Origin of the sequence: Sphingomicrobium astaxanthinifaciens (assembly GCF_022865105.1) — a bacterium.
GTDB classification, from domain to species: Bacteria; Pseudomonadota; Alphaproteobacteria; order Sphingomonadales; family Sphingomonadaceae; genus Sphingomicrobium; species Sphingomicrobium astaxanthinifaciens.
Map to the genome: position 1 here is coordinate 157,501 of NZ_JAKNYM010000002.1, position 22,110 is coordinate 179,610.

Here is a 22,110-nt window from a genome sequence, read left to right on the forward strand (position 1 = left end):
TTGTTTACCGACAGACCCGAACCTAGTGTTCCGGATGCCGGGCCGCCGCCCGCATGTCCCTTCATTCTAACCGACAATGTCAAAGAGCCGACGCCACCTCATCCCCGTCCTGATCGTTCGGGGCGTCGTGTTACCGACAGCTGAAGAAGCGTCGCAAGCAAGCGGAACCGGTGGGCGCCGCCGCTGCTGTGAGGAGGCATATATGGACGCCTCGGCCTTGGGTCAATGGCTTTTTTCAAATCCGTGACCCAAAAGTGCCAGCGCCCGCATGCCGACGAAGACTTCCCTAGCAATTCAGCGATTTACGCTTCCTGAATATAGTCGCGCATCATCGCCGCCTCGGCCGCCAGCTGGTCGATCTGATACTTCACCAGGTCGCCGATCGAGACGATTCCCACCATCGCCCCCGATTCCACCACCGGCAAATGCCGAATCCGCCGCCGCGTCATCAACCCCAACACCACCTCCACGCGCTCGTCTCGCCCGACCGTGGTGGCGGGCGCGGTCATGATCCGTTCGACCGGCCAGCCGAGCAGCGCCTCGCCGGCCACCCCCAGGTTGGTCACCACGTCGCGCTCCGAGCAGATCCCGGCGATCTCTCCCGCCGCGTCGAGCACCACCAGCGCGCCGATCCGGCGCTCGCCGAGCAACCGCGCGGCCGCTTCCACCGGGGTATCGGCAGTGACCGTGACCACGTCGGCTCCCTTGGCCTCGAGGATGGCGGCGATCGTCATGCTCTGTCTCCCGGGCCGCAGCCGCGACCCCATAGCCCACAGCCCCCTATATAATAATGTAGGGAGCCAGGCCAGCGCGGCGGCCGCGCGCGCGGCCACGCGGCGCCGAAGGGCTTGCGTATCGGCGCGCCCCGGCCCATCTGCCGATCCATGCCGAGGATGGAACCCGAGCTCAAGGCCGCCGCGCTGGCGCGGCTGCGCGTCACCTTGCGGCGGCTGGCGCTGTTTTCGCTGGCCTGCGCGCTCGTCGCGGTGGCGGTGACCTTTCGCAACAGCGAGGCGCCGACGATCCACCTCCTCCTCGCGGTCGCGATCCTGGCGGGGGGCAGCGTGCTCGTCGCCACCTTCCTGATGGCGCTGATCTTCTACAGCGCGCGCAGCGGCCACGACGCCGAAGCCCATGATGCCCACCCCCTCAACGACGAGGATGAACAATGAATCGTGACGGTCTCCAGGCCATCCTGCGCGTGGTCCCGCGCCCCGCCGACATCAATGCCAACGGGCACATCTTCGGCGGGTGGGTGCTCAGCCAGATGGATATCGCGGGCGGGATCGTGGCGGCGCGCCGGGCGCGCGGCCAAGTCGCCACCGTGGCGATCGACCGGATGGAGTTCATCGCGCCGATCCTCCTGCACGACCTCATCAGCGTCTACGCCGATGTCGAGAAGGTCGGGCGCACCTCGATGAGCATCCGGATCGAGGTCGTCGCCACCCGCGATGGCGGCGCGCGCGAGGTCAAGGTGACCGAGGCGCTCTTCACCTTCGTGGCGATCGACGCCAACGCGCGCCCGCGCCCGGTCGACGCCGATCCCGCCTGAACCGGGCGCGGCGCGCCGGTCGAAAGCCATCGCCCCCCTTGCCCGAGGGGGCATTAGTTGTCGCAATTCGATCCGAAACATGTCTTGATAGAGTCATCGAGGCCTCCCACGCTGGGAGGGACGGTGGGTGAGACCAGCATGTTGGGTTCGATCTTGAGACTACGCCCCGGGCGCCGCGACCGGCTGGCCTTCGCCGAGCTGCACCTGCTGGCCCGCGCCGTGCTGCTCGCCATCCTCGCCGCGCTGCTCTCGCGGCTGTTCTGGGTGCTGGTCACCCCGGTCGGGCCGCTCGGGGCCTGGCAGGCGGCCGAGCCGCGGCTGCTCTCGCCCGAGGCGCAGACCGCGCTGCTGACCGGCTACGACCCCTTCCCCGCCCCCGCCGCGACGCTCGCCGCCGGGGGCGAGGGGGTCACCGACCTCGACCTTGAACTGTTCGGCACCCTCCTCAACCGCGGCGCCGGGACCGGCAGCGCGATCATCGCCGGCGACGACGGCGAGCAGCAGAGCTATGCGGTCGGCGACGAGGTGTCCCCCGGGGTCCGGCTCGCCGAGGTCGCCTTCGACCATGTCGTGCTCGACCGCGGCGGAGTGCGCGAACGGCTCTATCTCGACGGCTCGGTTCCGGCGGAGGACGCCGCGCCCGCCGCCGCCGCGGCGGGCGCGGGGAGCGAAGCCACCGCCCGCGCGAGCATCCCCGACTATCAGTTCGAACCGCGTCGCAGCGGCAGCCGCATCACCGGCATCCGCCTCCCCGTCACCACCGACCCGGCGCTGCTCTCGGTCATCGGCCTGCGCCCGGGCGACGTCATCGTCGGGGTCAATGGCGTGCCGGTGCGCAGCCAGGCCGACATCGACCAGTTCAAGGCCAGCCTCAAACCCGCCGCGCGGCTCAGCCTCGATGTCGAACGCGGCGCGACCACCGTGCCGATCGCGGTCAACCTGTAGACAAGGCTAGTTCCCATGAAGCGCATCGTCCTCCTCACCGCCGCTTGTCTCATGGCCGCCGCGCCCACGGTGGCGAGCGCGCAATATATGCTCAACTTCCGCGAGGCCGACGTGCGCGCCTTCGTCGACGATGCCGCACGGGTCACGGGGCTGACCTTCGTCGTCGACAGCCGCGTCAACCAGACGATCAGCGTCGTCACCAACCGCTCGCTCTCGCGCTCCGAATATTTCGAGGTCTTCCTCGCCACGCTGCGCGCCAACGGGCTGGTCGCCATCCCCATCCCCGGCGGCTACCGGATCCAGCCGGTGCAGGGCGCGGCGACCCAGCCGACGGGCGGGCTGCGCGGGGCAGCGCGCAACCAGTTCGTCACCGAGATCTTCCGGCTCCAGTCGATCGAGGCGGCGGGCGCGATCGAGAGCCTGCGCCCGCTCGTCAGCTCGGACGGCTCGATCACCGCCAACCGCAACGCCAATTCGATCATCGTCGCCGACTATGCCGACAATGTCGCGCGCATCCGCGGGCTGCTCGGGCGGATCGACACCGACACCAGCGCCACCGACATCGTCTACCTGCAAAATGCCGGCGCGCGCGAGGTCGCCGAGGCGCTCGCGGGGCTCGGCGAGGGGGGCGAGGGGCTCGCTCCCCCGGTCCAGGTCAGCGCGATCGACAGCGCCAACGGGCTCGCGCTGCGCGGGCCCGCCGAGAGCGTCGCGCGCTTCGCCGCGCTCGCGCGCGAACTCGACGCGCAGGCGGCCGGCGGCTCCGACATCCGCATCTACTGGCTCGAGCATGCCGATGCCGAACAGCTGCTCCCCGTGCTCCAGCAACTGCTCGGCCAGCCCGTGAGCGCGGCCGCGAGCGAGCCCGGGTTCCTGCGCGGGCAGGCGGGCGAGGGCACCGGGGCGGGGCCCGCGCAGCCGCCCGCCCCGCCGCCCCCGGTCACCACCGCGGCGACCCGCGACAACGGCATCGCCCGCTACGGCCCCGCGGTGGTCACCCGCTATTCGGGCACCAACGCGATCATCATCGCCGCCAACCCCACCGTGCAGCGGCAGATCGGCGAGATCGTGCGCCAGCTCGACACCCGCCGCGAACAGGTGCTGGTCGAGGCGATCATCGTCGAGATCGGCGACAATGCCGCGCGCCAGCTCGGGGTCCAGTTCCTGCTCGCGGGGGAGAATTCGCCCTTTCTCGCCGCCAACTATTCGAACGCCCAGCCCAACATCCTCGCGATCGGCGGCGCGGTCGCCAATTACGAGCTCGGGCGCGAGACCAGCGTCAATGCCGACGGGGTGGTCACCTCGACCTTCGACAATCCGCTCGGCGAGGCGGTCAACGAGGCCGCCGCCGCCTCGGTGCTGAGCGCCACCGGCGGCTTTGCCGGCGGGGTCGTCGACCTGGCGGGCAACGCGCTGTTCGGCGCGATCGTCAACGCGGTCGAATCGGATACCGATTCGAACATCCTCTCGACCCCCTCGATCCTCACGCTCGACAACCAGGAGGCGCGCCTCCTCGTGGGCCAGGAAGTACCGGTCACCACCGGCGAGGCGCTGTCGACCAACTTCGACAACGCCTTCCGCACCGTCGAGCGGCAGAATGTCGGCATCCAGCTCGACGTCAAGCCGCAGGTCAATTCCTCGGGCTCGATCAAGCTGTTCATCCGGCAGGAGGTCTCGTCGGTCGCGGGACCGGTCTCGCAGGGCTCGGCCGACCTCGTCATCAACAAGCGCGAGTTCAAGACCGTGCTCACCGTCGACGACGGCGAGATCCTCGCGATCGGCGGGCTGCTCGACGAGAACGAACGCAACACGATCGAGAAGATCCCGCTGCTCGGCGACATCCCGCTGCTCGGCGAGCTGTTCAAGTCGCGTTCGCGCGCGCGCGCCAAGACCAACCTCATGGTGTTCATTCGCCCGACCATCATCCGCGATGCGGGCGAGGCGCGGCGCATGACCGCGCGGCGTTACGACTATATGCGTAGCGCGCAATGGTATGCCGATCCGGGCCGCGAGCCCGCGCTCGACACGCTGGTTCGCGACTATCTCGGCGCCGCCCCGCCGCAGCCCGCCCCACTGGGCCCCGGCGACCGCTTCTATCGTCCCCCCGCCGTCGTCGACGTGCCCCCGTCCGCCTCCGCCGAGCCCGACCAGGACGCGCCGTGAGCAGCCGCCCCGGCGATCGCGGCCCGGGCGACGAGCCGGGCCTCGCGCCCCCGGGCGAGGGCGGCGACCTTGCGCCCGCCGCGCCGGCGCCCGACCTGCCCTACGCCTTCGCGCGCGAACGCGGCGTGGTAATCCGCGAGGACGCCGGCGAGCTGCGCGTCGCGCTGCGCGAGGGCGCCGATCCGGCGGCGCTAATCGAGGTCCGCCGCTTTCTCGCGCAGCCCTTCGCCGTCGAGCACGTCACCGAGCGCGACTTCGACCGCCTCCTCCACGGCCGCTATGCCGGGGGGGCCGCCGAGGGGCTCGGCGATTTCTCGGGCGGCGACGAACTCGACGCGCTGGCGAGCGGCATCCCCAGCGCGGAGGACCTGCTCGACAGCTCGGACGACGCGCCCGCGATCCGGCTGATCAACGGGATCATCGCCGAGGCGGTGCGGCTCGGCGTGTCGGATATCCATATCGAACCCTATGAGAGCGGGCTGGTCGTCCGGCTGCGCCGCGACGGCGTCCTCAAGGAGCACCTGCGCATGCCTGCGCATGCCGCCCCGGTGGTGGTCAGCCGCATCAAGGTCATGGCCCGGCTCGACATCGCCGAGCGCCGCGTGCCGCAGGACGGGCGCATCGCGCTCAAGCTCGGCGGGCGCCAGCTCGACGTGCGCGTCTCCACGCTGCCCAGCCGCGCGGGCGAGCGCGTGGTCATGCGCATCCTCGACAAGGACAATGCGGGGCTCAGCCTCGACCTGCTCGGCATCGCCGACGGCGCCGACGAGATCCTGCGCGAAGCGCTGTCCGAACCCAACGGCATCATCCTCGTCACCGGTCCCACCGGGTCGGGCAAGACGACCACCCTCTATGCCTGCCTCGCCCACCTCAACGACGGCCAGCGCAACATCCTCACCGTCGAGGACCCGGTCGAATATTCGATCGACGGCATCGGCCAGACGCAGGTCGACGCGAAGGTCGGGATGAGCTTTGCCGCGGGGCTGCGCGCCATCCTGCGGCAGGACCCCGACATCGTCATGGTCGGCGAGATCCGCGATCGCGAGACCGCCGACATCGCGGTCCAGGCCAGCCTGACCGGGCACCTCGTCCTGTCGACCGTCCACACCAACGACGCGGTCGGCGCGATCACCCGGTTGCGCGACATGCGGATCGAACCCTTCCTGATCGCCTCGACGCTGCGCGCGGTGGTCGCGCAGCGGCTCGTGCGCCGGCTCTGCCCGAGCTGCCGCGAACCGGTCGCCGCCGACCGCTCGATCGCTGCGCTGCTCGGCTTCGACGAGGGCGAGATCGTCTATCGCGCGCGGGGCTGCGAGGACTGTTCGCAGACCGGCTTCAAGGGCCGGGTCGGGGTGTTCGAGGCGGTGCGCGTCGATCCCACCATCCGCCGCCTCATCGCCGACGGCGGCGACGAGGCGGTCATCGCGCGCCACGCCTTCCTCCATGCCCCCAACCTCGGCCAGGCGGCGCGCAAGCTGGTGCGCGCCGGCGACACCACCCCCGAGGAAGCGATCCGCGTCGCGCGCGGCCACGACGAGGGGCAGGACGAGCCCGCCTGATGCCCGCGCGCTTCGCCTATCTGGCGGTCGACGCCAAGGGCCGCGAGAAGCGCGGCCGGATCGATGCCGCGAGCGAGGCCGAGGCGCGCGCCATGCTCGAGAAACGCCGCCTCCTGCCCGTTCGCCTCAGCGCCGCCGAGAAGGACGCGCCCGCACCCGGCGGGTCGCCCGCCGGGCTCGGCATCGGTCGCGGCCGCGCGTTCAACGCCAAGGCGCGCGTGCTCTTCACTCGCCAGCTCGCCACCCTGATCAAGGTCTCGCCGCTCGAGGAGGCGCTGCGGACCATCGCGCGCCAGTCCGAAAGGCCCGAGCATCGCGCGGTCGTGACCCGCGTCGCCGACCAGGTCGTCGAGGGCCGCCGCCTCGCCGACGCGCTGGGCCGGGAACCGCGGAGCTTCGACCCGCTCTACCGCGCGATGGTCGCCGCGGGCGAAAGTTCGGGCACGCTGTCCGAACAGCTCGACCGGCTCGCCGCGCTGCAGGAGCGGCAGGCGCAGATGCGCGCCAAGCTCCTCAGCGCGCTCGCCTATCCCGCGGTCCTCACCCTCGTCGCCATCGGCGTCGTCGCCGCGCTGATGATCGCGGTCGTCCCCAAGGTCGTCGAACAGTTCGAGGACGTCGGCCAGCAGCTGCCCTTCATCACCCGCGTCGTCATCGCCCTCTCCGATTTCCTCGCCGACTACTGGTGGCTGCTCGGCCTCCTGATCCTCGCCGCCGCCGCCGGGCTCGGGGCGATGCTGCGCAACGAGGCCTTCCGCCTCCGGTTCGACAGCTGGCTCCTGCGGCTGCCCTTCTTCGGGCGGCTGCTGCGCGACCTCAATGCCGCGCGGATGGCGCGCACGCTGGCGACGATGGTCGCCGCGCGCCTGCCGCTGGTCGAGGGGCTGGCGCTGACCGCGCGGACGATCGCCAACCGCCGTCTCGCGCAGGCGACCCGCGCGATGGAGGAGGAGATTCGCGGCGGCGGCAGCCTGTCGGGCGCGCTGCGCCGCACCGGGCTGTTCCCCCCGTTGCTCGTTCACCTCGCCGCCAGCGGCGAGAGCGCGGGCCAGCTCGGCCCGATGCTGGGGCAGGCCGCCGACTATCTCGAGCGCGAATTCGATACCTTCACCTCGAGCGCGCTGGCCTTGCTCGAACCGCTCATCATCATCATCATGGGCGCGGTGGTCGCCGCCATCGTGCTCGCCATCCTGATGCCCATCCTGCAATTGCAGACCCTGATCGGAAGTTAAGTCATGACCCGTGCCCCCTCCCGCCGCCGCCGCCAGCGCAAGAACGGCTTCACCCTCGTCGAACTGATGGTGGTGATCGTGATCATCGGCCTGCTCGGCACGGTGGTGATGATCAACGTGCTGCCCAGCCTCGACCAGGCCAACCGCACCAAGGCGCAGGCCGACATCGCCCAGCTGACCAATGCCGCCGAACAGTATCGCATCGACAATTTCGCCTATCCCGCGACGATCGAGGCGCTCAAGACCCCGCCCGCCGGGCTCGCGCAGCCCGACCGCTATCGTCCCGGCGGCTATGTCCGCGACATCCCCGCCGACCCGTGGGGCAATCCCTACCAGGTCCGGATCCCCGGCCGCGACGGCGGTCCGCTCGACATCTACAGCTTCGGCGCCGACGGCGCGCCGGGCGGCGAAGGCGAGAATGCCGACATCTACGCGGGCTAGGCGCGCCGCCGCCGCCGGCTTCACGCTGGTCGAGCTGATGGTGGTGCTCGTGCTGCTCGGGCTCGCCGCCACCGCGGTGGTGCTCACGCTGCGCCCCGCCGATGCCGCGCGCGCCGAGGCGGTGATGCTCGCGGGGCGGATCGCGGCGCTGCGCGACGAGGCCATCCTGCGCGGGCGGCCCACCGGGCTGTCGCTGTCCCCCACCGGCTTCGCCTTCGAACAGTATCGCGCTGGGCAATGGGCGCCGCTGTCGTCGCGCCGGTTCGACGGGCGCACGCGCTTTGCCGACGGCGTCACCGCGCGCATCGCGGGCGAACGGCAGGGGGTGCGGTTCGACAATCTCGGCATGCCCTCGGCGCCGACCGTCTTCGTCCTCGACGATCCCGGCGGGCGGACCGCCACCGTCAGCATCGCCGCCAACGGCGCGGTCGAGGCGAGGTGACGATGGCGGGACAGCGCGGCTTCACGCTGATCGAGATGCTCGTCGCCTTGAGCGTCTTCTCGATCGCCGCGCTCGCGCTGCTGCGCATCGACGCTTATGCCGTCTCCACCGCCGCCAACCTGCAAGAGAACGGGCTCGCCCGGCTCGTCGCCGCCAACGAGGCCGCGCTCATCGCCTCCGATCCCGCCGCGCCCGTGCGCGGGCAGTCCGCCCGGCAGGTCGTCAACGGCGGCCAGTCCTTCGCCGTCGTCACCGACGTCGCCCCCACCCCCGACCCGCGCTTTCGCGCCGTGACCATCACCGTGCGCCCGCTCGCCGGCGGCCCCTCGCGCCGCCTCGTCACCGTCAAGCGGGTCGACCGATGACCCGGCGCGACGGCTTCACGCTGGTCGAGATGCTCGTCGGCCTCACCATCTTCGCGCTGGTCGCGAGCGCGGGGGTGGGGCTGCTGCGCGCCAGCGCCGACACGCAGGGGGCGGTCGATACCGCGCTGGCCGAGCAGGCGCGGGTCGAACGCATCGCGCTGCTGCTCGAAGCCGACCTCGGGCAGGCCGTCCTGCGCCCCACGCGCCGCCCCGACGGGACCAGTCGCCCCCCCTTCAGCGGCAGCCCACGCGCGATGCAGTTCGTCCGCGGCGGGGTCGTCGCGCTCGGCGCCGAGCCCTCGAGCGACCTGCGGCGGACCGGCTGGGTCGCCGAGGACAATGCGCTCAAGCGGCTGACCTTCGCCGCGCTCGACGGGGGCGAGGCGCGGTTGCCCGAGGCGGTGCTGCTCGATCCGCTCGGGCAGTTGAGCTTCGCCTATCGCGACGCCGCCGGCGGTTGGGTCGACGCCTGGCCCGACGGGTCGGGGGCGCCGCTGCCGCGCGCGGTCCGGCTGACGCTGTCGGCGCCGCGGCTGCCCGCGACCGAGTTCGTCGTCGCGCTGCCGGCGGTGGCCCCCGCAAGCGAGAACAGGGGAGCGGGTCGATGAGCGCCCCCGCGCGCGAGCGGGGAACCGCGCTCCTCTCGGTGCTGCTGATCGTCGCGGTGATGGCCGCGATCGCCGCCACCGCGCTCGACCGGCTCGGGCTCGCGACCCGGCTCGCGGGCAATGCGCAGGTCGCCACCCAGGGCCGCCACTGGCTCGCCATGGCCGAGGAGCTTGCCGCCGCCCGGCTGGTCGACATCGCGCAGCTTTCGGGCGGGCAGCAGGCCGCGCTGCTCGGGGTCGAACGCGAGATCGTCCTGCCCGACGGGCAGGTCGTCGCGGCCCGGATCGAGGACGGGACGAACTGTTTCAACGTCAACGCGCTGGTCCGCCCGCGCCGCGACGGCACGCTCCAGGCCACCGCGCGGCGGGTCTTCCTGTTCCGCGATTTCCTGGTGCTGGTGGGGCTGCCCGAAGCGCGCGCGCAACAGCTGGCGGACGCCGCGGGCGACGCAATCGACAGCGACCGGCTGTCGCGCCCGTTCGGCAGCGAGCAGCTGGGCAATGGCGATCCGGTCCCCGACCGCGCGCTCGCCAGCGCCGACGAACTGGCGGGGATCGAGGGGATGGATGCGGCGACCTGGGCGCAGCTGCGCCCGTGGCTGTGCGCGCTGCCCACCCACGACCCCATCGCGGTCAACGTGGAGACCCTCGCGCCCGAGCGCGCCGCGCTGCTGGCCATGCTCGACCCCGCCGCCATCAGCCTGTCCGCCGCACGTGCGCAGTTGCTCGCCCGCCCCCGGGGCGGCTACGGGTCGGTGGTCGACTTCTGGCAGACCGGGCCCCTGCGCGGGATCCAGCCGGCCCGGGGACGCGATGCACAGGTGGCGGTCGAGACGCGCTATTTCCGGCTCGTCTCGCGGGTCGGCGAAGGGGATGGCGAATTGCAGCAGGAAGCGTTGTTTTCGGTCGAGGGCGAGACCGCACGGCTCCACGCCCGGCGCTGGACCACCGACTGGTGAGCCGCACCCTCCTCCTCTGGCTGCCCGCCGACGCGGAGGCGCCCGCCGAGACCGCCTGGTGGGAGGTCGCCGACGGCCGCCTCGTCGCGCAGGGGCACGACAGCGGCTGGCTGCCGCGCAGCCCCGACCGCGCCGCCGAGCCGGTCACCATCATCGGGCTGGTCGGCGCCGACGCGGTGCGCACCGAGCGGCGCGACCCGGCCAGCCTCGCCACCGCGCAGGCCCGCACCGCCGCGCGGCTCGAGGCCGAGGGCGGCGCGCTCGGCAGCGATCCGCATGCCGCGACGAGCGCCGCCGGCTGGATCGCCGTCACCGATGCCGCACGGATGCAGGCATGGCTCGCCTGGGCCGAGGTGCAGGGAATCGGTCTCGACCACATCGTTCCCGCCGCCTGCCTCCTGCCGCGCGACGGCGGCTGGCACGCGGCGCGGTTCGGATCGCACGCGCTACTCGCGCGCGACGGGGTCGCGCTCCCCGACGACGAGGCGCTCGTCGCCGCGCTTGTGGGCGACGCCCCGTTCGGCCGCGTGGCGCCCGACGCACTCGACAACGCGATCGCCGGGCTCGCCAGCGCCCTGCCGGTCGACCTGCGCCAGGGCCGGTTCGCCCGCGCGCGTCGCTGGGCGCCCGACCCGCGGCGCCTGCGCGAATTCGCGCTGCTCCTGCTCTTCATCATGCTCGCCGCGCTCGCCATCCCGATTGCGAAGGCGGTCAAGTGGGAGGCGCAGGCGCGGGCGCTCGACCGCGACACCGCCGCGCTGGCCACCGCCGCGCTCGGCCGACCGGTCGAGGCGACCGCGGCGGAAACCGAATTGCGCGCCGCGCTCGGCAGCGGCGCCGCGGGCACCAACGCCGCGCAGATGGTCGCCAGCCTGTTCGCCGCGATGCAGTCGGCTCCCTCGGTCGAGGCGACCATGATCGACTGGGGCGCGGGGGGGCGGCTCGACGCGCGGCTCGTCGCCGGCGACGCGGGCGCGCTCAACGCGGTCCTGCTCATGCTCCAGCAACGCGGCTGGAGTGTCACCGCCACCCCGGTCGCAGGCGGCGACGGGCGTGCCGCGATCGACCTGTCGATGCGAGGCGCGTCATGACCCCGCTGCTCGACTGGTACCGCGCGCGCAGTCGGCGCGAACAGGTGATGCTCGGGGCGATGATGCTGCTCGCCGTGCCGATCCTCGGCTGGTTCCTCGTCGTCGCGCCGGCGATGCACTGGCACGACGAGGCGCGCGACGCCTATCTCGAAGCGAGCGAACGCTACGGGCGCACCGTCGTCCTCGCCGAGGCGGTGGAGGCCGGGGGCGAGCGCGCCGCCGCGCGCCGGATCGCCCAGCCGCTCAGCGATTTCGTGGCGGCCTCGGCGGCGCAGGCGGGGTTCGCGCTGACGCGCAACGTCGCCACCGGGGGCGATCGCACCGAGGTCGGAATCGCGCAGGCGCGCCCCGATGCGGCGCTTGCGTGGCTGACGCAACTGCGCGCCGCCGGGGTGGCGATCGAGGGCATGCGCCTCACCGACAATGGCGAAGGCGGGGTCGAGGTCGATCTCCGCCTCGCCAAGGCGGCCGAACAATGAGCCGGCGCTGGATCGCCTATGCGCTCGCGGTCTTCGCCGTCGCGCTGGTCACGCTGTTCCCGCTCCGCCTCGCGATGGACCTCGCGCTCGGGCGCGAGGCGCTGCTCAGCGCACGGCAGGTCGCGGGGACGGTCTGGGCGGGGCGGGTCGGCGACGCGATGCTCGGGCGCGAACGGCTCGGCAGCTTCGACGTCGGGCTCAGACCGCTCTCGCTCCTGCTCGGGCGCACCGAGGTCGAGGTCGAGCGGCTGGGCGATCCCGACGGGCCGTTGAGCGGCCGCTTCTTCCTCGCCGGGACCAGCGAGGGCGTCGCCGATCTCGACGGGCGGGTCGCGGTCGCCGACCTCGTCGCCCCGCTGCCGATCGAGGCGCTGCGGTTCGAGGCGGTCGACGCGCTATTCGACGGCGAGGGCTGCGTGCGCGCGCAAGGCCGTATCACCGCGCTGCCCGCCACCGCGATCGCCCCGCTCTCGGGCGAATTGTCCGGCCCGCTGTCCTGCGCGCCCGACGGACGCGTCGAGGCGCTCCTGACCGGGGCGCGGGGGGCCGAGACGGTGGCGCTGCACCTCGGCGCCGACGGCGAGATCGTGGCGGCGATCACCATCACCGGCGCCCCGCCCATGCTCGGCGAGGCGCTGGAGGCGGCGGGGTTCGAGCGGACCGACACGGGCTGGACGCTGGCCACCCGCGGCCGGCTCGATTGAGCGTGTCGCCGCTTCTTGGCGGCCTTGCGGGCGGGGTCCTCGGCGCGCTGGTGGGCAGCCATCTCGCCACCATCGCGCGGCGCTGGCCCGAGGGACGCTCGGCGCTGACCGGGCGCTCGCGCTGCGACCAATGCGGCACCGCGCTCGGCGCGCACGAGCTCGTCCCCGTCCTCTCCTACCTCGTCCAGCGCGGGGCCTGCCGTCATTGCGGCGCCGCGATCGCGCGCGTGCACCTGGCGGTCGAACTGGCCGCCGCCGCGATCGGCGCGGCGTGCTTCGCGCTCCTCCCGCTGCCCGTGGCCGGGGCGCTGGCGGTGATGGGATGGCTGCTGCTCGCGCTCGGCTGGATCGACGCGCGCCACCTGTGGCTGCCCGATGCGCTGGTGATCATGCTGGCGCTCGGCGGGCTGGCGCTCGGCGCGCTGGCCAGCGGGGCGCCGCTGCTCGACCGGCTGGTCGGCGGGGCAAGCGGCTTCGTCGTCCTCGCCGCGCTGCGGTGGGCCTATCTGCGACTGCGGGGGGTCGAGGGCATGGGGGCAGGCGACCCCAAGCTGCTCGGGGCGATCGGGCTATGGACCGGCTGGTGGCTGCTGGCGCCGATCCTGCTGCTGGCGAGCGCCGGGCTGCTGGTGGCGGCCCTGGTGACCGGCGCGCATCGCGACCGGGCACGCGAATATCCGCTGGGAACCGCGCTGGCGGCGTCGGCCTTCGCCGTCACGCTCGCCGGCGCGGTCCTCCGGCTCTAGGCCGCGTCGGCCTCGTCGTCGGCGCTGATCGCGGGGGGCAGCGCGTCGGCCGAGATGCTGGGCGCGTCCTCGTCGCCGGCATCCTTCTTGCGACGCTGGCGCGGCTTGCGCTGCGGCTTGTCCTCGCCGCCCTCGTCGGGCTGCTCGGCCTTGGGCTTGCGGCGCGGCTTGCGTTCGGGCTTGCCGTCCTCCCGCGCGGCCTCGTCGTCGCCGTCCTCGTCCCGCGCGTCATCGTGATCGCGGTCGTGGTCGTCGCGCTGGCGGCCCTTCTTGCCCTGCTGCTTTTCCTGCCGCTTTTCCTGCTCGAGGCGGATTTCCTCGAGCACGCGGAAATAATGGTCCGCGAACTGGAGGTAATATTCGGCCTGCACGCGGTCGCCCGACATCTGCGCGTCGCGCGCGAGCCCCTTGTACTTCTCGAGGAGCTGGGACGCGTTGCCCCGGTTGCGATTGTCGCTGCGTCCGCCCTGCGGTCCACGCTGTCCACCGCGGCCGCGCCGCCGGTTTTGACGATTACTGATCAAAATTCGTCCCTTGTCGTCTAGGGAGCACGCCCTGCAGGGCGGCGCCAGGAGCCGGCCGGGGCAAGGGGCCGTCGGCCGCACGGATCCCATGTCTTGTGCCGCGCGCACATGCCGGAAGGGGCAAGGCGGGCAGGTGATTCGATGGGAGTGTCGCGGATCGGAGACCGACAAACTGTCGTACGACAAAGATGGCGGAGCCCCGGTCCACCGATGGGTTTACCGCTTATTCCTTCCGAATCCAAGCTTTTTCATCAGATCGCGATCGAGAGCACCCGCGGCCGCCCCGCGAGGTCGCGGCGAAGACCGCTTGACAGGCCGTGCCCGGCGAGGATCGCGGCGACCGATTCGGCCTGGGTCGCGCCGATCTCGAGCACCGCCAGCCCGCCCGGGGCGAGCAGCCGCGCGATCTGGGGCGCGAGCCGCCGATAGTCGTCGAGCCCCGCAGCGCCCGCGAACAGCGCCTCGGCGGGCTCGTGCGCGCGCACCTCGACCGCCACTTCGGGATCGTTCGTCGCGATATAGGGCGGGTTGCACAAAAGCAGGTCGAACCGCTGCTCGATCCCCGCGCCCCAGTCGCCGCGGCGAAAGGCGGCGCGCTCGTCCATGCCCAGCCGGATGGCGTTGCGCCGCGCATAGCCCAGCGCGGTGTCCGAGGCATCGACCCCGAGCCCGCGCGCAGCCGGCCACTGGTCGAGCGCGGCGAGCAGCAGGCTGCCCGGACCGGTCCCGAGATCGAGGATATGCCGGGGCCCGGGGGTGCCCTTGAAGTGCGCCACCGCGGCATCGAGCAGCGTCTCGCTGTCGGGACGCGGGATCAGCACCCCCGGGCCGACCTCGAGCTCGATCGTCCAGAACGCCCGGCGGCCGGTGATATAGGCGAGCGGTTCGCCGGCGGCGCGCCGCTCGACCAGCGCGGCAAACTCCGCCCCTCCCTCGCGCATCCCCTCGAGCAGCAGCCGGTCGCGCTCGACCCCGAGCGCATGCGCGAGCAGCAATTCGGCATCGAGCCGCGGCGTGTCGCTGACGCCCTCGAGCCGCGCCGCCGCCTCGCGCAGCCTCACGCTTCCTCGTTCAGCCCGGCGAGCCGCTGCGCCTCGTCCTCGGCGATGAGCGCCTCGACCAGTTCGCCCAGCCCCGGCCCCTCGAGGATCGCGTCGAGCTTGTGGAGCGTGAGGTTGATGCGGTGATCGGTCACGCGCCCCTGCGGAAAGTTGTAGGTGCGGATGCGCTCGGAGCGGTCGCCCGAGCCCACCATCGACCGCCTCGCCCCCGAACGTTCGGCATCGGCAATCGCGCGCTCATGTTCGTAGAGCCGCGTGCGCAGCACCTTCATCGCCTTGGCCTTGTTCTTGTGCTGCGACTTCTCGTCCTGCTGGCTGACCACGATCCCGGTCGGGAGATGGGTGATGCGCACCGCGCTGTCGGTGGTGTTGACCGACTGGCCCCCGGGACCGCTCGCGCGGAACACGTCGATGCGCAGGTCCTTCTCGTCGATCTGGACGTCGACTTCCTCGGCCTCGGGCAGCACCGCCACGGTGGCCGCCGAGGTATGGATGCGCCCGCCGCTCTCGGTCGCGGGCACGCGCTGGACGCGGTGCACCCCGCTCTCGAACTTGAGCTTTGCGAACACCCCCGTGCCCTTCACCGATGCGACCGCTTCCTTGTAGCCGCCGACATCGCTCGCATTGGCGCTGATCAGCTCGACCTTCCAGCCCTGCTCCTCGGCATAGCGCTGGTACATGCGCAGCAGGTCGCCCGCGAACAGCGCGGCCTCGTCGCCCCCCGTCCCGGCGCGCACCTCGAGCATCGCCGGCTTGTCGTCGGCCGCGTCCTTGGGGAGCATCAGCAGCGCGAGCCGCCGCTCGACCTTGGGCAGCTGCGCGTCGATCGCAGCGGCCTCTTCCTCGGCCATCGCCCTCATCTCGGGATCCTCGAGCATGTCGGCGAGATCGGCCTTCTCGCTGCGCAGCCGCTTCAATTCGGCCGCCACCTCGGCGACCGGTTCGACCTCGGCATATTCCTTCGACAGCGCGACGAATTCTGCCGGGTCGAGATCGCCCGCCGCCATCGCCGCCGACAACTGCGCCTTCTTGGCGAGCAGCTGGTCGATCCGCTCGTCCGATACGCTCGCCATTACGCCTGCTCCTCCTGCGACCATTCGGCCAGCATCGCCTCGGCGGCGATGTCGGTGATCGGCTCGACCGTTTCCTCGACCGTCAGCTGGCGCTGCTCGCCCGTCTTGAGGTCCTTGTACTGCACCGTGCCCGCCGCGATTTCCTCCTCGCCGATGATCAGCGCCGCGCCCGCGCCCGCCGCGTCGGCGCGGCTCATCCGCTTGGCCATCTTGCCCGACCAGAAGATCTCGGTCGCGATCCCCGCCCCGCGCAGCAGCTGCGCCGCGCGGATCGCGTGGGGGCGCGCTTCCTCGCCCATCGGCAGGACCGCCGCCTCGATCCCGGCGCGCACCTCGTCGTCGACCAGCATCGCCAGCCGCTCGATCCCGGCGGCCCAGCCGACCGCCGGCGTGGGCGGTCCGCCCAATTGCTCGATCAGCCCGTCATAGCGCCCGCCTGCGAGCACGGTCCCCTGTGCGCCCAGCTGGTCGGTGACGAATTCGAACGCGGTGTGGCGATAATAATCGAGCCCGCGCACGAGGTGCGGGTCGAGCTCGTAGGCCACCCCGGCGGCATCGAGCCCCGCCTTCACCTGCCCGAAGAAATCCTCCGCCTCGGCGGAAAGCACCATCTTGGGCGCGCTGTCGGCGAAGGGCCGGTCGCGCGGATCCTTGGAATCGAGGATGCGCAGCGGGTTCTTCTCGAGCCGCGCCTGCGAATCCTCCGACAATTCGTCGTGGTGCGCCGCGAAATGCTCGATCAGCGCGGCACGCCATCGGTCGCGGCTCTGCGCATCGCCCAGCGTGTTGAGCTTCAACCGCACCCCTTCGATCCCGAGCTCGTCGAGCAGCTGCGCGCCGAAGCAGAGCAGCTCGACATCAGCCATCGGGTCGGCGCTGCCCAGCACCTCGGCATCGAGCTGGTGGAACTGGCGATAGCGCCCTTTCTGCGGGCGTTCGTAGCGGAAGGCGGCGCCGTGCGTCGCGACCTTCATCGGCGCATATTGCTTCCAGCCCTCCGACAGATAGGCGCGCGCGATCCCGGCGGTGAATTCGGGGCGCAGCGTCACCGAGCCCTCGGAGCGCGATTCGAAGCTCCACATCTCCTTGGAGACGACATCGCTGGTCTCGCCCATGGTGCGCGCGAACACGCCGGTCTGCTCGAACATCGGCACCTCGACGCGCGCGAAGCCGTAGAGACGGCGCACCTCCTCGAAGGTGGCGACGACATGGGCGAAGCGGTCGGCGGCTTCGCCGTAAAGGCTCTGGGTGCCCTTGATCGGACGCAATTTTTCCATGGCGCTGGCGATTAGCCGCTCCCCGCCCGGCTTTCCACCCGTTTTCGCCGCGCCGGAACCGAACCCCCTTGCGCCGCGCTTTCAAAGCCTTAAGGGAGCGCCACCATGAATATCGACCTCATTCCCGTGGGCGACGACGCCCCCCACAGTCTCAACGTGTTCATCGAAGTCCCGATCGGCGGCGAGCCGGTCAAATATGAGTTCGACAAGAAATCGGGGGCGATGTTCGTCGACCGCATCCTGCACACCCCGATGCGCTACCCGACCAATTACGGCTTCGTGCCGCAGACGCTGTGCGACGACGGCGATCCCCTCGACTGCCTCGTCATGACCCGCTGGTCGCTGCTGCCCGGCACGGTGATCAAGGCGCGCCCGGTCGGCGTCCTCCATCTCGAGGACGAGGCGGGTGGCGATGAAAAGCTGCTCGCGGTGCCGGTGACCAAGGTCTCGCCCTATTACAAGGACGTCGAGGACTATACCGACCTGCCCCCGATCGTGGTGCAGCAGATCGAGCATTTCTTCACCCACTATAAGGATCTCGAGAGCGAGAAATGGGTGCGGATCGGGCGCTGGGGCGACCGCGACGACGCGCTCCAGGTGGTGCGCGACGCGGTCGCGCGCTGCCAGGCGAGGTAGGCGTCAGGCGCCGCCCCCGCGGCGGCGCTCGCTTTCCTCGCGGATGAAGCGGCGCGGGACGAACAATTTCCTGATCTGGAACGCGATCGTCCGCCCCTTCGGAACGAGCAGCGCGGGCTGGTAGGCGAACGGCGTGTTGCCGAATTCGTCGGTCACCCGCGGGCGCTGGTCGAGCACGTTGTCGATACCGATCCGCACCGAGGTGCCGCGCAGCCACGGTGCCTTGCTCATGAGGTCGAGCCGCTCGGTCAAGTTGGCGTAGAGCCGCAGGTCGACCGTGCCGTAATCCTCGAACCGCAGCCGCCCGATCCCGCTGTCGACCCGGGTGGTCCCGTACCAGTCGACGTTCACGCGCGCCCCGAAGCCGTTGTTGAAGATCCCGAAGCGCGCCTCGACCCGGTGCCGGGGGCGCCCGCCGGTGCGCCCGAGCGAGGCGCCGTCAAGGAAATCAAGCAGCGGCCCCTCCTCCCCGATCAGCTGCTCGTCGGTGAAATTCACTTCATGCGTGATCGCGCCGTAGAGCCGCCCGCCGCGCGGGCCGCGCGCGGAGGAAAAACGCCCGAAGCCCCCGCCACCGCCGCCGCCGCGCCGCGCCTGCCGCTCGGGCGGAGGCGGCCCCTCGGCCTGCGGCGCGCCTGCCGCTTGCCGCGGCTGGGGCGGGGCGGACGGGCCCTGCTGGGCCGGGGGCGCCCGACGCTCGCCGCGCATGCTCGCAAGGCGGTCGCGGAACCGCTCGCGGGTCGCCGCCGACGGCGGGCGCGGCGCCAGCCGCTTGCTGAAGTTCAGCCCCCAGCGCAGCGTGTCGCGCCGCTCCCGCGCCGAATTGATCGGGGTGATGTCGAGCGCCACCAGCCGTCCCTCGGAATCGCGCGTCACCCGCTCGGGGAAGGCCGCCTCGACCTGCGGCGTGAGTTCGGGAAAGCCCCCGATCGGGTCGTCGATCCGGGTCGAGGTGAAATCGCCGCGCAGGCTCACCGTCCACTCCTCATCGTCGATCGGCAGCGCGTAATTGGCGCCCAGCTTCCACACCGTGCGCCGGTCTGCGAGCAGCCCCGCATTGCCCCCCCTGGTCACCGCCGCCACCACCGTCTCGCCGGTGACGAGGTCGAGCACGCGCGCGGCCGGATCGGTCACCACCGGGTCACCCAGCTGCGACAGGCTCGGCGCGCCTTCCTCGACGGTGAAGCTGGCGAGAAGGTGGAGACCCTTCAGCGGTTCGACATTCACGCCCGCGCCATAGACCGCGAGCAGGCCAAAATCCGACAGCGCCTCCACCTCGCCATTCGCATTGACCGACAGCCCCTCGAGCAGCGGCACGTCGAAGCTCGCCGCCCCGAACAATCGCCGGCGGTCGAGGAAGAGCGCCTCGTCGGCGCCGTCCAGCACGCTCGCCGAATCGATCGACAAATAGGTCGCCCCGAGGCGCAGGCTGCTGGTCATCGGTCCCGCGGGCAACCGCGCCAGCTCGCCCGACAACAGCCCGTCGACCCCGCTCGACAGCACCGTCGATCGCGCCCGGTCGCGCGGCACCAGCGGGGCAAAGCGCAACGCGCCCGCCGGATCGATCCGCGGGTCGAGCGCGTCGAGCCCGGCCTGCACCGCGCGCGTGTCGGGGCCCCGGTCGGTGCAAGTGCGCGTCTCGGTCACCTCGAGTTTGCCCGTGGTCGACCAGCGCCAGTCGCCCGGCGCCGAATTGACGACAAAGGCCAGCGCGCCCTCGCGCGTCCGGCGATCGCGCTCCAACGGTCCCAGCCCGCTATCGCGCAACAGGCTGTAGGCGGCACCGTCGGCAAAAGTGCTGGCGGCGGGAACGTCGAGCGAGGCGGTCGCCGGCCCCAGCCAGCTCGTCGCATCGACCTCGGACAATTCCACATTGATCGTGCCAGTCGCCTCGCCGATCGGGCGCTTGATGACGGTCGAAAGCTGCAGCCCTTCCTGCGAGGCCACCAGGCTGCGCGACGGGCGCGGATCGATATCGCCGTCGGCCGTCTCGACAGGGTCGAGCGCGATGTCGCGTTCGTCCTCGGTGAGCATGCCGTCGGATTCATAATCGACGTTGAATGTCGTGCGCTTGCCGGGGCTGAGCATGAGGCGATCGGCTTCGATCTCGCCTCCGAAGCGGCCGCCGGCGGTGGGGAAGCGCGCTTCGGTCTCGATGGTCGTCGAGAAGAAATTCTCGCGCAGCACGAAATTCACCACCCGCTGGTCGGCGCGATAGCCGTAGCGCAGCGCGACCTCCTCGGGCAGCACCTCGACCCGCTCGATCGCCTCCGCCGGCAGGTCGCGCAACTCGCGAAACCCCGAGATTCGCCGCCCGTCGACGAGCAGGATCGGGCGCCCCCCGCCGCGCCCGCGGGTCGACCCGAGTTCGGGGGCCAGTGCCTCGAGCAGCTCGCTCACGCTGGTGGCGCCGGTGGCGCGGATGTCGCGCGCGTCGAGCGTGAGGAGCGGATCGATATCGCCGACGACCGCGCCGCGCGGTCGCGACCCGGTGACGATGATGGGGTCGCCCTCAGCCTCGATCGCGTCAAGCGCGCGTTCGGCCTCGGGTGTCGTGGGGGGCGTCGTGGGGGACGTCGAGGGGGGCGGCGAGGACGGCTCCTGCTGCGGGGCGAGCGTGGCCATCGCCCATGCCGGAGAAAGTGTGATCATCGCCGCGCCCTTCGCTTGCGCCGACCGTGCCGCGTTGTCCGCATGGGCCGACCCCCCTCCCTAACCATCGAGGCGGGCAAAGGGACCCCGGGCAAGAGGTCGCGCGTCCGCGCGGTCAGGGGCTCGCCTCGAGCGAGGGTCCGGGTTCGACCCGGCGCCGCGCGGCGATCCAGCTGCCCGCAACGATGAAGCCGGCGCCGACCAGCGTCCAGCCGCTCGGCACCTCGCCGAAGACGAGGAAGCCGAACAATGCGCCCCATACGAACCCCGAATATTCGGTGGTCGACAGATAGCTCGCCTCGGCGCGGGCATAGGCCCAGGCCAGCCCCATCATCCCGACGACCGCGAGCAGCGTGGCGAGGAGCATGGCGACGGGTTCGCCGCGCGGCAGCGGCGGTGCGCCGACGAACAGCGCGACCAGCCAGAAGCCCAGCCCCGAGACCGCGAAATAGTAGAAGGCGACCTCGACCGGGCCCGCGGTTCGGCTCTGTTCGCGCATCAGCACGATATTGACCGAATAGAGCAGCGCCGAGCCGAGGATCGCGAAACTGCCGACCAGCGCGTCGCGGCCAAGGTCGGCCTGCGCCTGCCCGAAGAAGATCACGAGGACTCCCCCGAAAGCGAGCAGCGAGCCGGTCACGATGGCCCGCCCGACGCGTTCGCCGAGGAACAGTCCGGCGAGCAGCAGCGCGAGCAGCGGGGCGATGAAGGCGAGCGCGATCGCCTGCGCCATCGGCACATAGGTCAGCCCGTAGAAGAAGGCGAAGCTCATCGGCACCATCATCAGCCCGCGCACGAGGTGGAATCGCATCGCGCGGCGCGAGGGCGGCGCCTTGCGCCAGAGGAAATAGGGCAGCGCCAGCAGCGGTGTGGCGATGACCGTGCGCCACGCGAGCGCGGCGAAGGCGCCGTAGGCGAGGCTGACCGTCTTCATCGCCGCGTCCATCGCCGACAGGAAGCCGATCGCGAGGACCGCGCCGAGAAAGGCGATGAGCGGATGGCGGGCGGGCGGCGTCGTCACGCCCCGGGCTTGCCCCGTCGCGGCGCCGCTGTCGAGCGGCTAGCGCAGCAGCATGCGCCCGCCCTCCATCTCGATCCGGCCCGCGCGCGTGAGGAACGACTGGCCGAGGAGCGATTCGCGCGCGCCCTCGACCACGATCCCGGCCACGTCGGTCACCCGCTTGTCGCCGACCCGCACCGAGGGCAGCGTGACGAACTGGCCGCGCACCTCGCCCGACACCTGCCGCCCGACGACGCGATAGCGCTGCGGGTCGAGCACGATCCCCGCGCGCCGGGCGTCGGCCTCGGTCAGCACCACCCCGGTCGCGCCGGTATCGACGAGGAAGCGGACCGAGGTGCCGCCGACATCGGCGAGGGTCCAGAAATGCCCGCCCGGCCCGCGCTCGAACGCCACCGCGCCATGAATGTTGGCGGGGGCTGCGGGCGGTGCGCTCGCGGGGGCGGCGGGCGCCGCGACATGGTTCACCTCGACGCCCCCGGCCTCGCCCGCCGCCGCTTCGGACGGCAGGTCGGGCATCGCGAGCGCGACGATCAGCGCGAAGAGACAGATGATGAGGGCGAAGCCGCGCATGACGGGAGCA

The 22,110-nt window shown here is 71.8% G+C and carries 24 protein-coding genes; 16 read left to right on the plus strand and 8 right to left on the minus strand.

Going from position 1 to position 22,110, the window contains the following annotated elements:
* Positions 1–302: 302 nt before the first annotated feature.
* Entirely contained in the window at positions 303–734 is a 432-nt protein-coding gene (locus L8951_RS04520) for a CBS domain-containing protein (RefSeq protein ID WP_244381812.1), read from the minus strand.
* 150 nt (positions 735–884) lie between these two features.
* Here L8951_RS04520 and L8951_RS04525 point away from each other — a divergent pair, with 150 nt between their 5' ends.
* From L8951_RS04525 to L8951_RS04595, 15 genes are all read left to right on the plus strand, one after another.
* Positions 885–1,172 carry a hypothetical protein gene (locus L8951_RS04525; protein ID WP_244381813.1) on the plus strand — a complete coding sequence of 96 codons (288 nt, stop codon included), beginning with the start codon at positions 885–887 and terminating at the stop codon, positions 1,170–1,172.
* Complete coding sequence (locus L8951_RS04530; protein ID WP_244381814.1) at positions 1,169–1,552, plus strand: acyl-CoA thioesterase; 384 nt, start codon at positions 1,169–1,171, stop codon at positions 1,550–1,552. Before L8951_RS04525 ends, L8951_RS04530 begins: the two co-directional genes overlap by 4 nt.
* Positions 1,553–1,690: 138 nt before the next feature.
* Complete coding sequence (locus L8951_RS04535; protein WP_244381815.1) at positions 1,691–2,497, plus strand: type II secretion system protein N; 807 nt, start codon at positions 1,691–1,693, stop codon at positions 2,495–2,497.
* 15 nt (positions 2,498–2,512) lie between these two features.
* Positions 2,513–4,660 carry a type II secretion system secretin GspD gene (gene gspD / locus L8951_RS04540; protein WP_244381816.1) on the plus strand — a complete coding sequence of 716 codons (2,148 nt, stop codon included), beginning with the start codon at positions 2,513–2,515 and terminating at the stop codon, positions 4,658–4,660.
* Positions 4,657–6,219, plus strand: a complete 1,563-nt coding sequence (gene gspE / locus L8951_RS04545; protein ID WP_407696371.1) for a type II secretion system ATPase GspE — start codon at positions 4,657–4,659, stop codon at positions 6,217–6,219. The genes gspD and gspE overlap by 4 nt, the downstream gene beginning before the upstream one ends.
* Positions 6,219–7,451, plus strand: coding sequence for a type II secretion system inner membrane protein GspF (gspF, locus tag L8951_RS04550; protein WP_244381817.1), 1,233 nt, complete (start codon positions 6,219–6,221; stop codon positions 7,449–7,451). Before gspE ends, gspF begins: the two co-directional genes overlap by 1 nt.
* A gap of 3 nt (positions 7,452–7,454) precedes the next feature.
* The gene (gspG, locus tag L8951_RS04555; RefSeq protein WP_244381818.1) at positions 7,455–7,892 is read left to right on the plus strand and encodes a type II secretion system major pseudopilin GspG; all 438 of its coding nucleotides are present in this window, start codon (positions 7,455–7,457) and stop codon (positions 7,890–7,892) included.
* Positions 7,870–8,334 carry a GspH/FimT family protein gene (locus L8951_RS04560; protein ID WP_244381819.1) on the plus strand — a complete coding sequence of 155 codons (465 nt, stop codon included), beginning with the start codon at positions 7,870–7,872 and terminating at the stop codon, positions 8,332–8,334. The genes gspG and L8951_RS04560 overlap by 23 nt, the downstream gene beginning before the upstream one ends.
* Before the next feature lie 2 nt (positions 8,335–8,336).
* On the plus strand, positions 8,337–8,699 hold the full coding sequence (gene gspI, locus L8951_RS04565; protein ID WP_244381820.1) for a type II secretion system minor pseudopilin GspI: 363 nt from the start codon (positions 8,337–8,339) through the stop codon (positions 8,697–8,699).
* Positions 8,696–9,307: a type II secretion system minor pseudopilin GspJ gene (gspJ, locus tag L8951_RS04570; protein ID WP_244381821.1), complete on the plus strand. Its 612-nt coding sequence runs from the start codon at positions 8,696–8,698 to the stop codon at positions 9,305–9,307. The genes gspI and gspJ overlap by 4 nt, the downstream gene beginning before the upstream one ends.
* Positions 9,304–10,266, plus strand: coding sequence for a type II secretion system minor pseudopilin GspK (gene gspK, locus L8951_RS04575; RefSeq protein ID WP_244381822.1), 963 nt, complete (start codon positions 9,304–9,306; stop codon positions 10,264–10,266). The genes gspJ and gspK overlap by 4 nt, the downstream gene beginning before the upstream one ends.
* Positions 10,263–11,357, plus strand: a complete 1,095-nt coding sequence (gene gspL, locus L8951_RS04580) for a type II secretion system protein GspL (RefSeq protein ID WP_244381823.1) — start codon at positions 10,263–10,265, stop codon at positions 11,355–11,357. The genes gspK and gspL overlap by 4 nt, the downstream gene beginning before the upstream one ends.
* The gene (gene gspM, locus L8951_RS04585; RefSeq protein ID WP_244381824.1) at positions 11,354–11,836 is read left to right on the plus strand and encodes a type II secretion system protein GspM; all 483 of its coding nucleotides are present in this window, start codon (positions 11,354–11,356) and stop codon (positions 11,834–11,836) included. The genes gspL and gspM overlap by 4 nt, the downstream gene beginning before the upstream one ends.
* Complete coding sequence (gene gspN / locus L8951_RS04590) at positions 11,833–12,540, plus strand: type II secretion system protein N (RefSeq protein WP_244381825.1); 708 nt, start codon at positions 11,833–11,835, stop codon at positions 12,538–12,540. Before gspM ends, gspN begins: the two co-directional genes overlap by 4 nt.
* A 2-nt stretch (positions 12,541–12,542) precedes the next feature.
* Entirely contained in the window at positions 12,543–13,286 is a 744-nt protein-coding gene (locus L8951_RS04595) for a prepilin peptidase (protein ID WP_244381826.1), read from the plus strand.
* Here L8951_RS04595 and L8951_RS04600 read toward each other — a convergent pair.
* From L8951_RS04600 to hisS, 4 genes are all read right to left on the minus strand, one after another.
* The gene (locus tag L8951_RS04600) at positions 13,283–13,810 is read right to left on the minus strand and encodes a DUF4167 domain-containing protein (protein WP_244381827.1); all 528 of its coding nucleotides are present in this window, start codon (positions 13,808–13,810) and stop codon (positions 13,283–13,285) included. The two genes, L8951_RS04595 and L8951_RS04600, sit on opposite strands and share 4 nt — an antisense overlap.
* A 251-nt stretch (positions 13,811–14,061) precedes the next feature.
* On the minus strand, positions 14,062–14,871 hold the full coding sequence (gene prmC / locus L8951_RS04605) for a peptide chain release factor N(5)-glutamine methyltransferase (protein WP_244381828.1): 810 nt from the start codon (positions 14,869–14,871) through the stop codon (positions 14,062–14,064).
* The gene (gene prfA, locus L8951_RS04610; RefSeq protein WP_244381829.1) at positions 14,868–15,944 is read right to left on the minus strand and encodes a peptide chain release factor 1; all 1,077 of its coding nucleotides are present in this window, start codon (positions 15,942–15,944) and stop codon (positions 14,868–14,870) included. The genes prmC and prfA overlap by 4 nt, the downstream gene beginning before the upstream one ends.
* Positions 15,944–17,221 (minus strand): histidine--tRNA ligase, encoded by a 1,278-nt coding sequence (gene hisS / locus L8951_RS04615; RefSeq protein WP_244381830.1) that lies wholly within the window; start codon positions 17,219–17,221, stop codon positions 15,944–15,946. The genes prfA and hisS overlap by 1 nt, the downstream gene beginning before the upstream one ends.
* Positions 17,222–17,326: 105 nt before the next feature.
* Here hisS and ppa point away from each other — a divergent pair, with 105 nt between their 5' ends.
* Positions 17,327–17,857, plus strand: a complete 531-nt coding sequence (ppa, locus tag L8951_RS04620; protein WP_244381831.1) for an inorganic diphosphatase — start codon at positions 17,327–17,329, stop codon at positions 17,855–17,857.
* A 3-nt stretch (positions 17,858–17,860) separates the two neighbouring features.
* Here ppa and L8951_RS04625 read toward each other — a convergent pair whose 3' ends face one another.
* From L8951_RS04625 to L8951_RS04635, 3 genes are all read right to left on the minus strand, one after another.
* Positions 17,861–20,509 (minus strand): TonB-dependent receptor, encoded by a 2,649-nt coding sequence (locus L8951_RS04625; RefSeq protein ID WP_244381832.1) that lies wholly within the window; start codon positions 20,507–20,509, stop codon positions 17,861–17,863.
* 115 nt (positions 20,510–20,624) lie between these two features.
* Entirely contained in the window at positions 20,625–21,530 is a 906-nt protein-coding gene (locus L8951_RS11615) for a DMT family transporter (RefSeq protein WP_244381833.1), read from the minus strand.
* Positions 21,531–21,569: 39 nt separating this feature from the next.
* Positions 21,570–22,100, minus strand: a complete 531-nt coding sequence (locus L8951_RS04635) for a retropepsin-like aspartic protease family protein (protein WP_244381834.1) — start codon at positions 22,098–22,100, stop codon at positions 21,570–21,572.
* Positions 22,101–22,110: the final 10 nt, after the last annotated feature.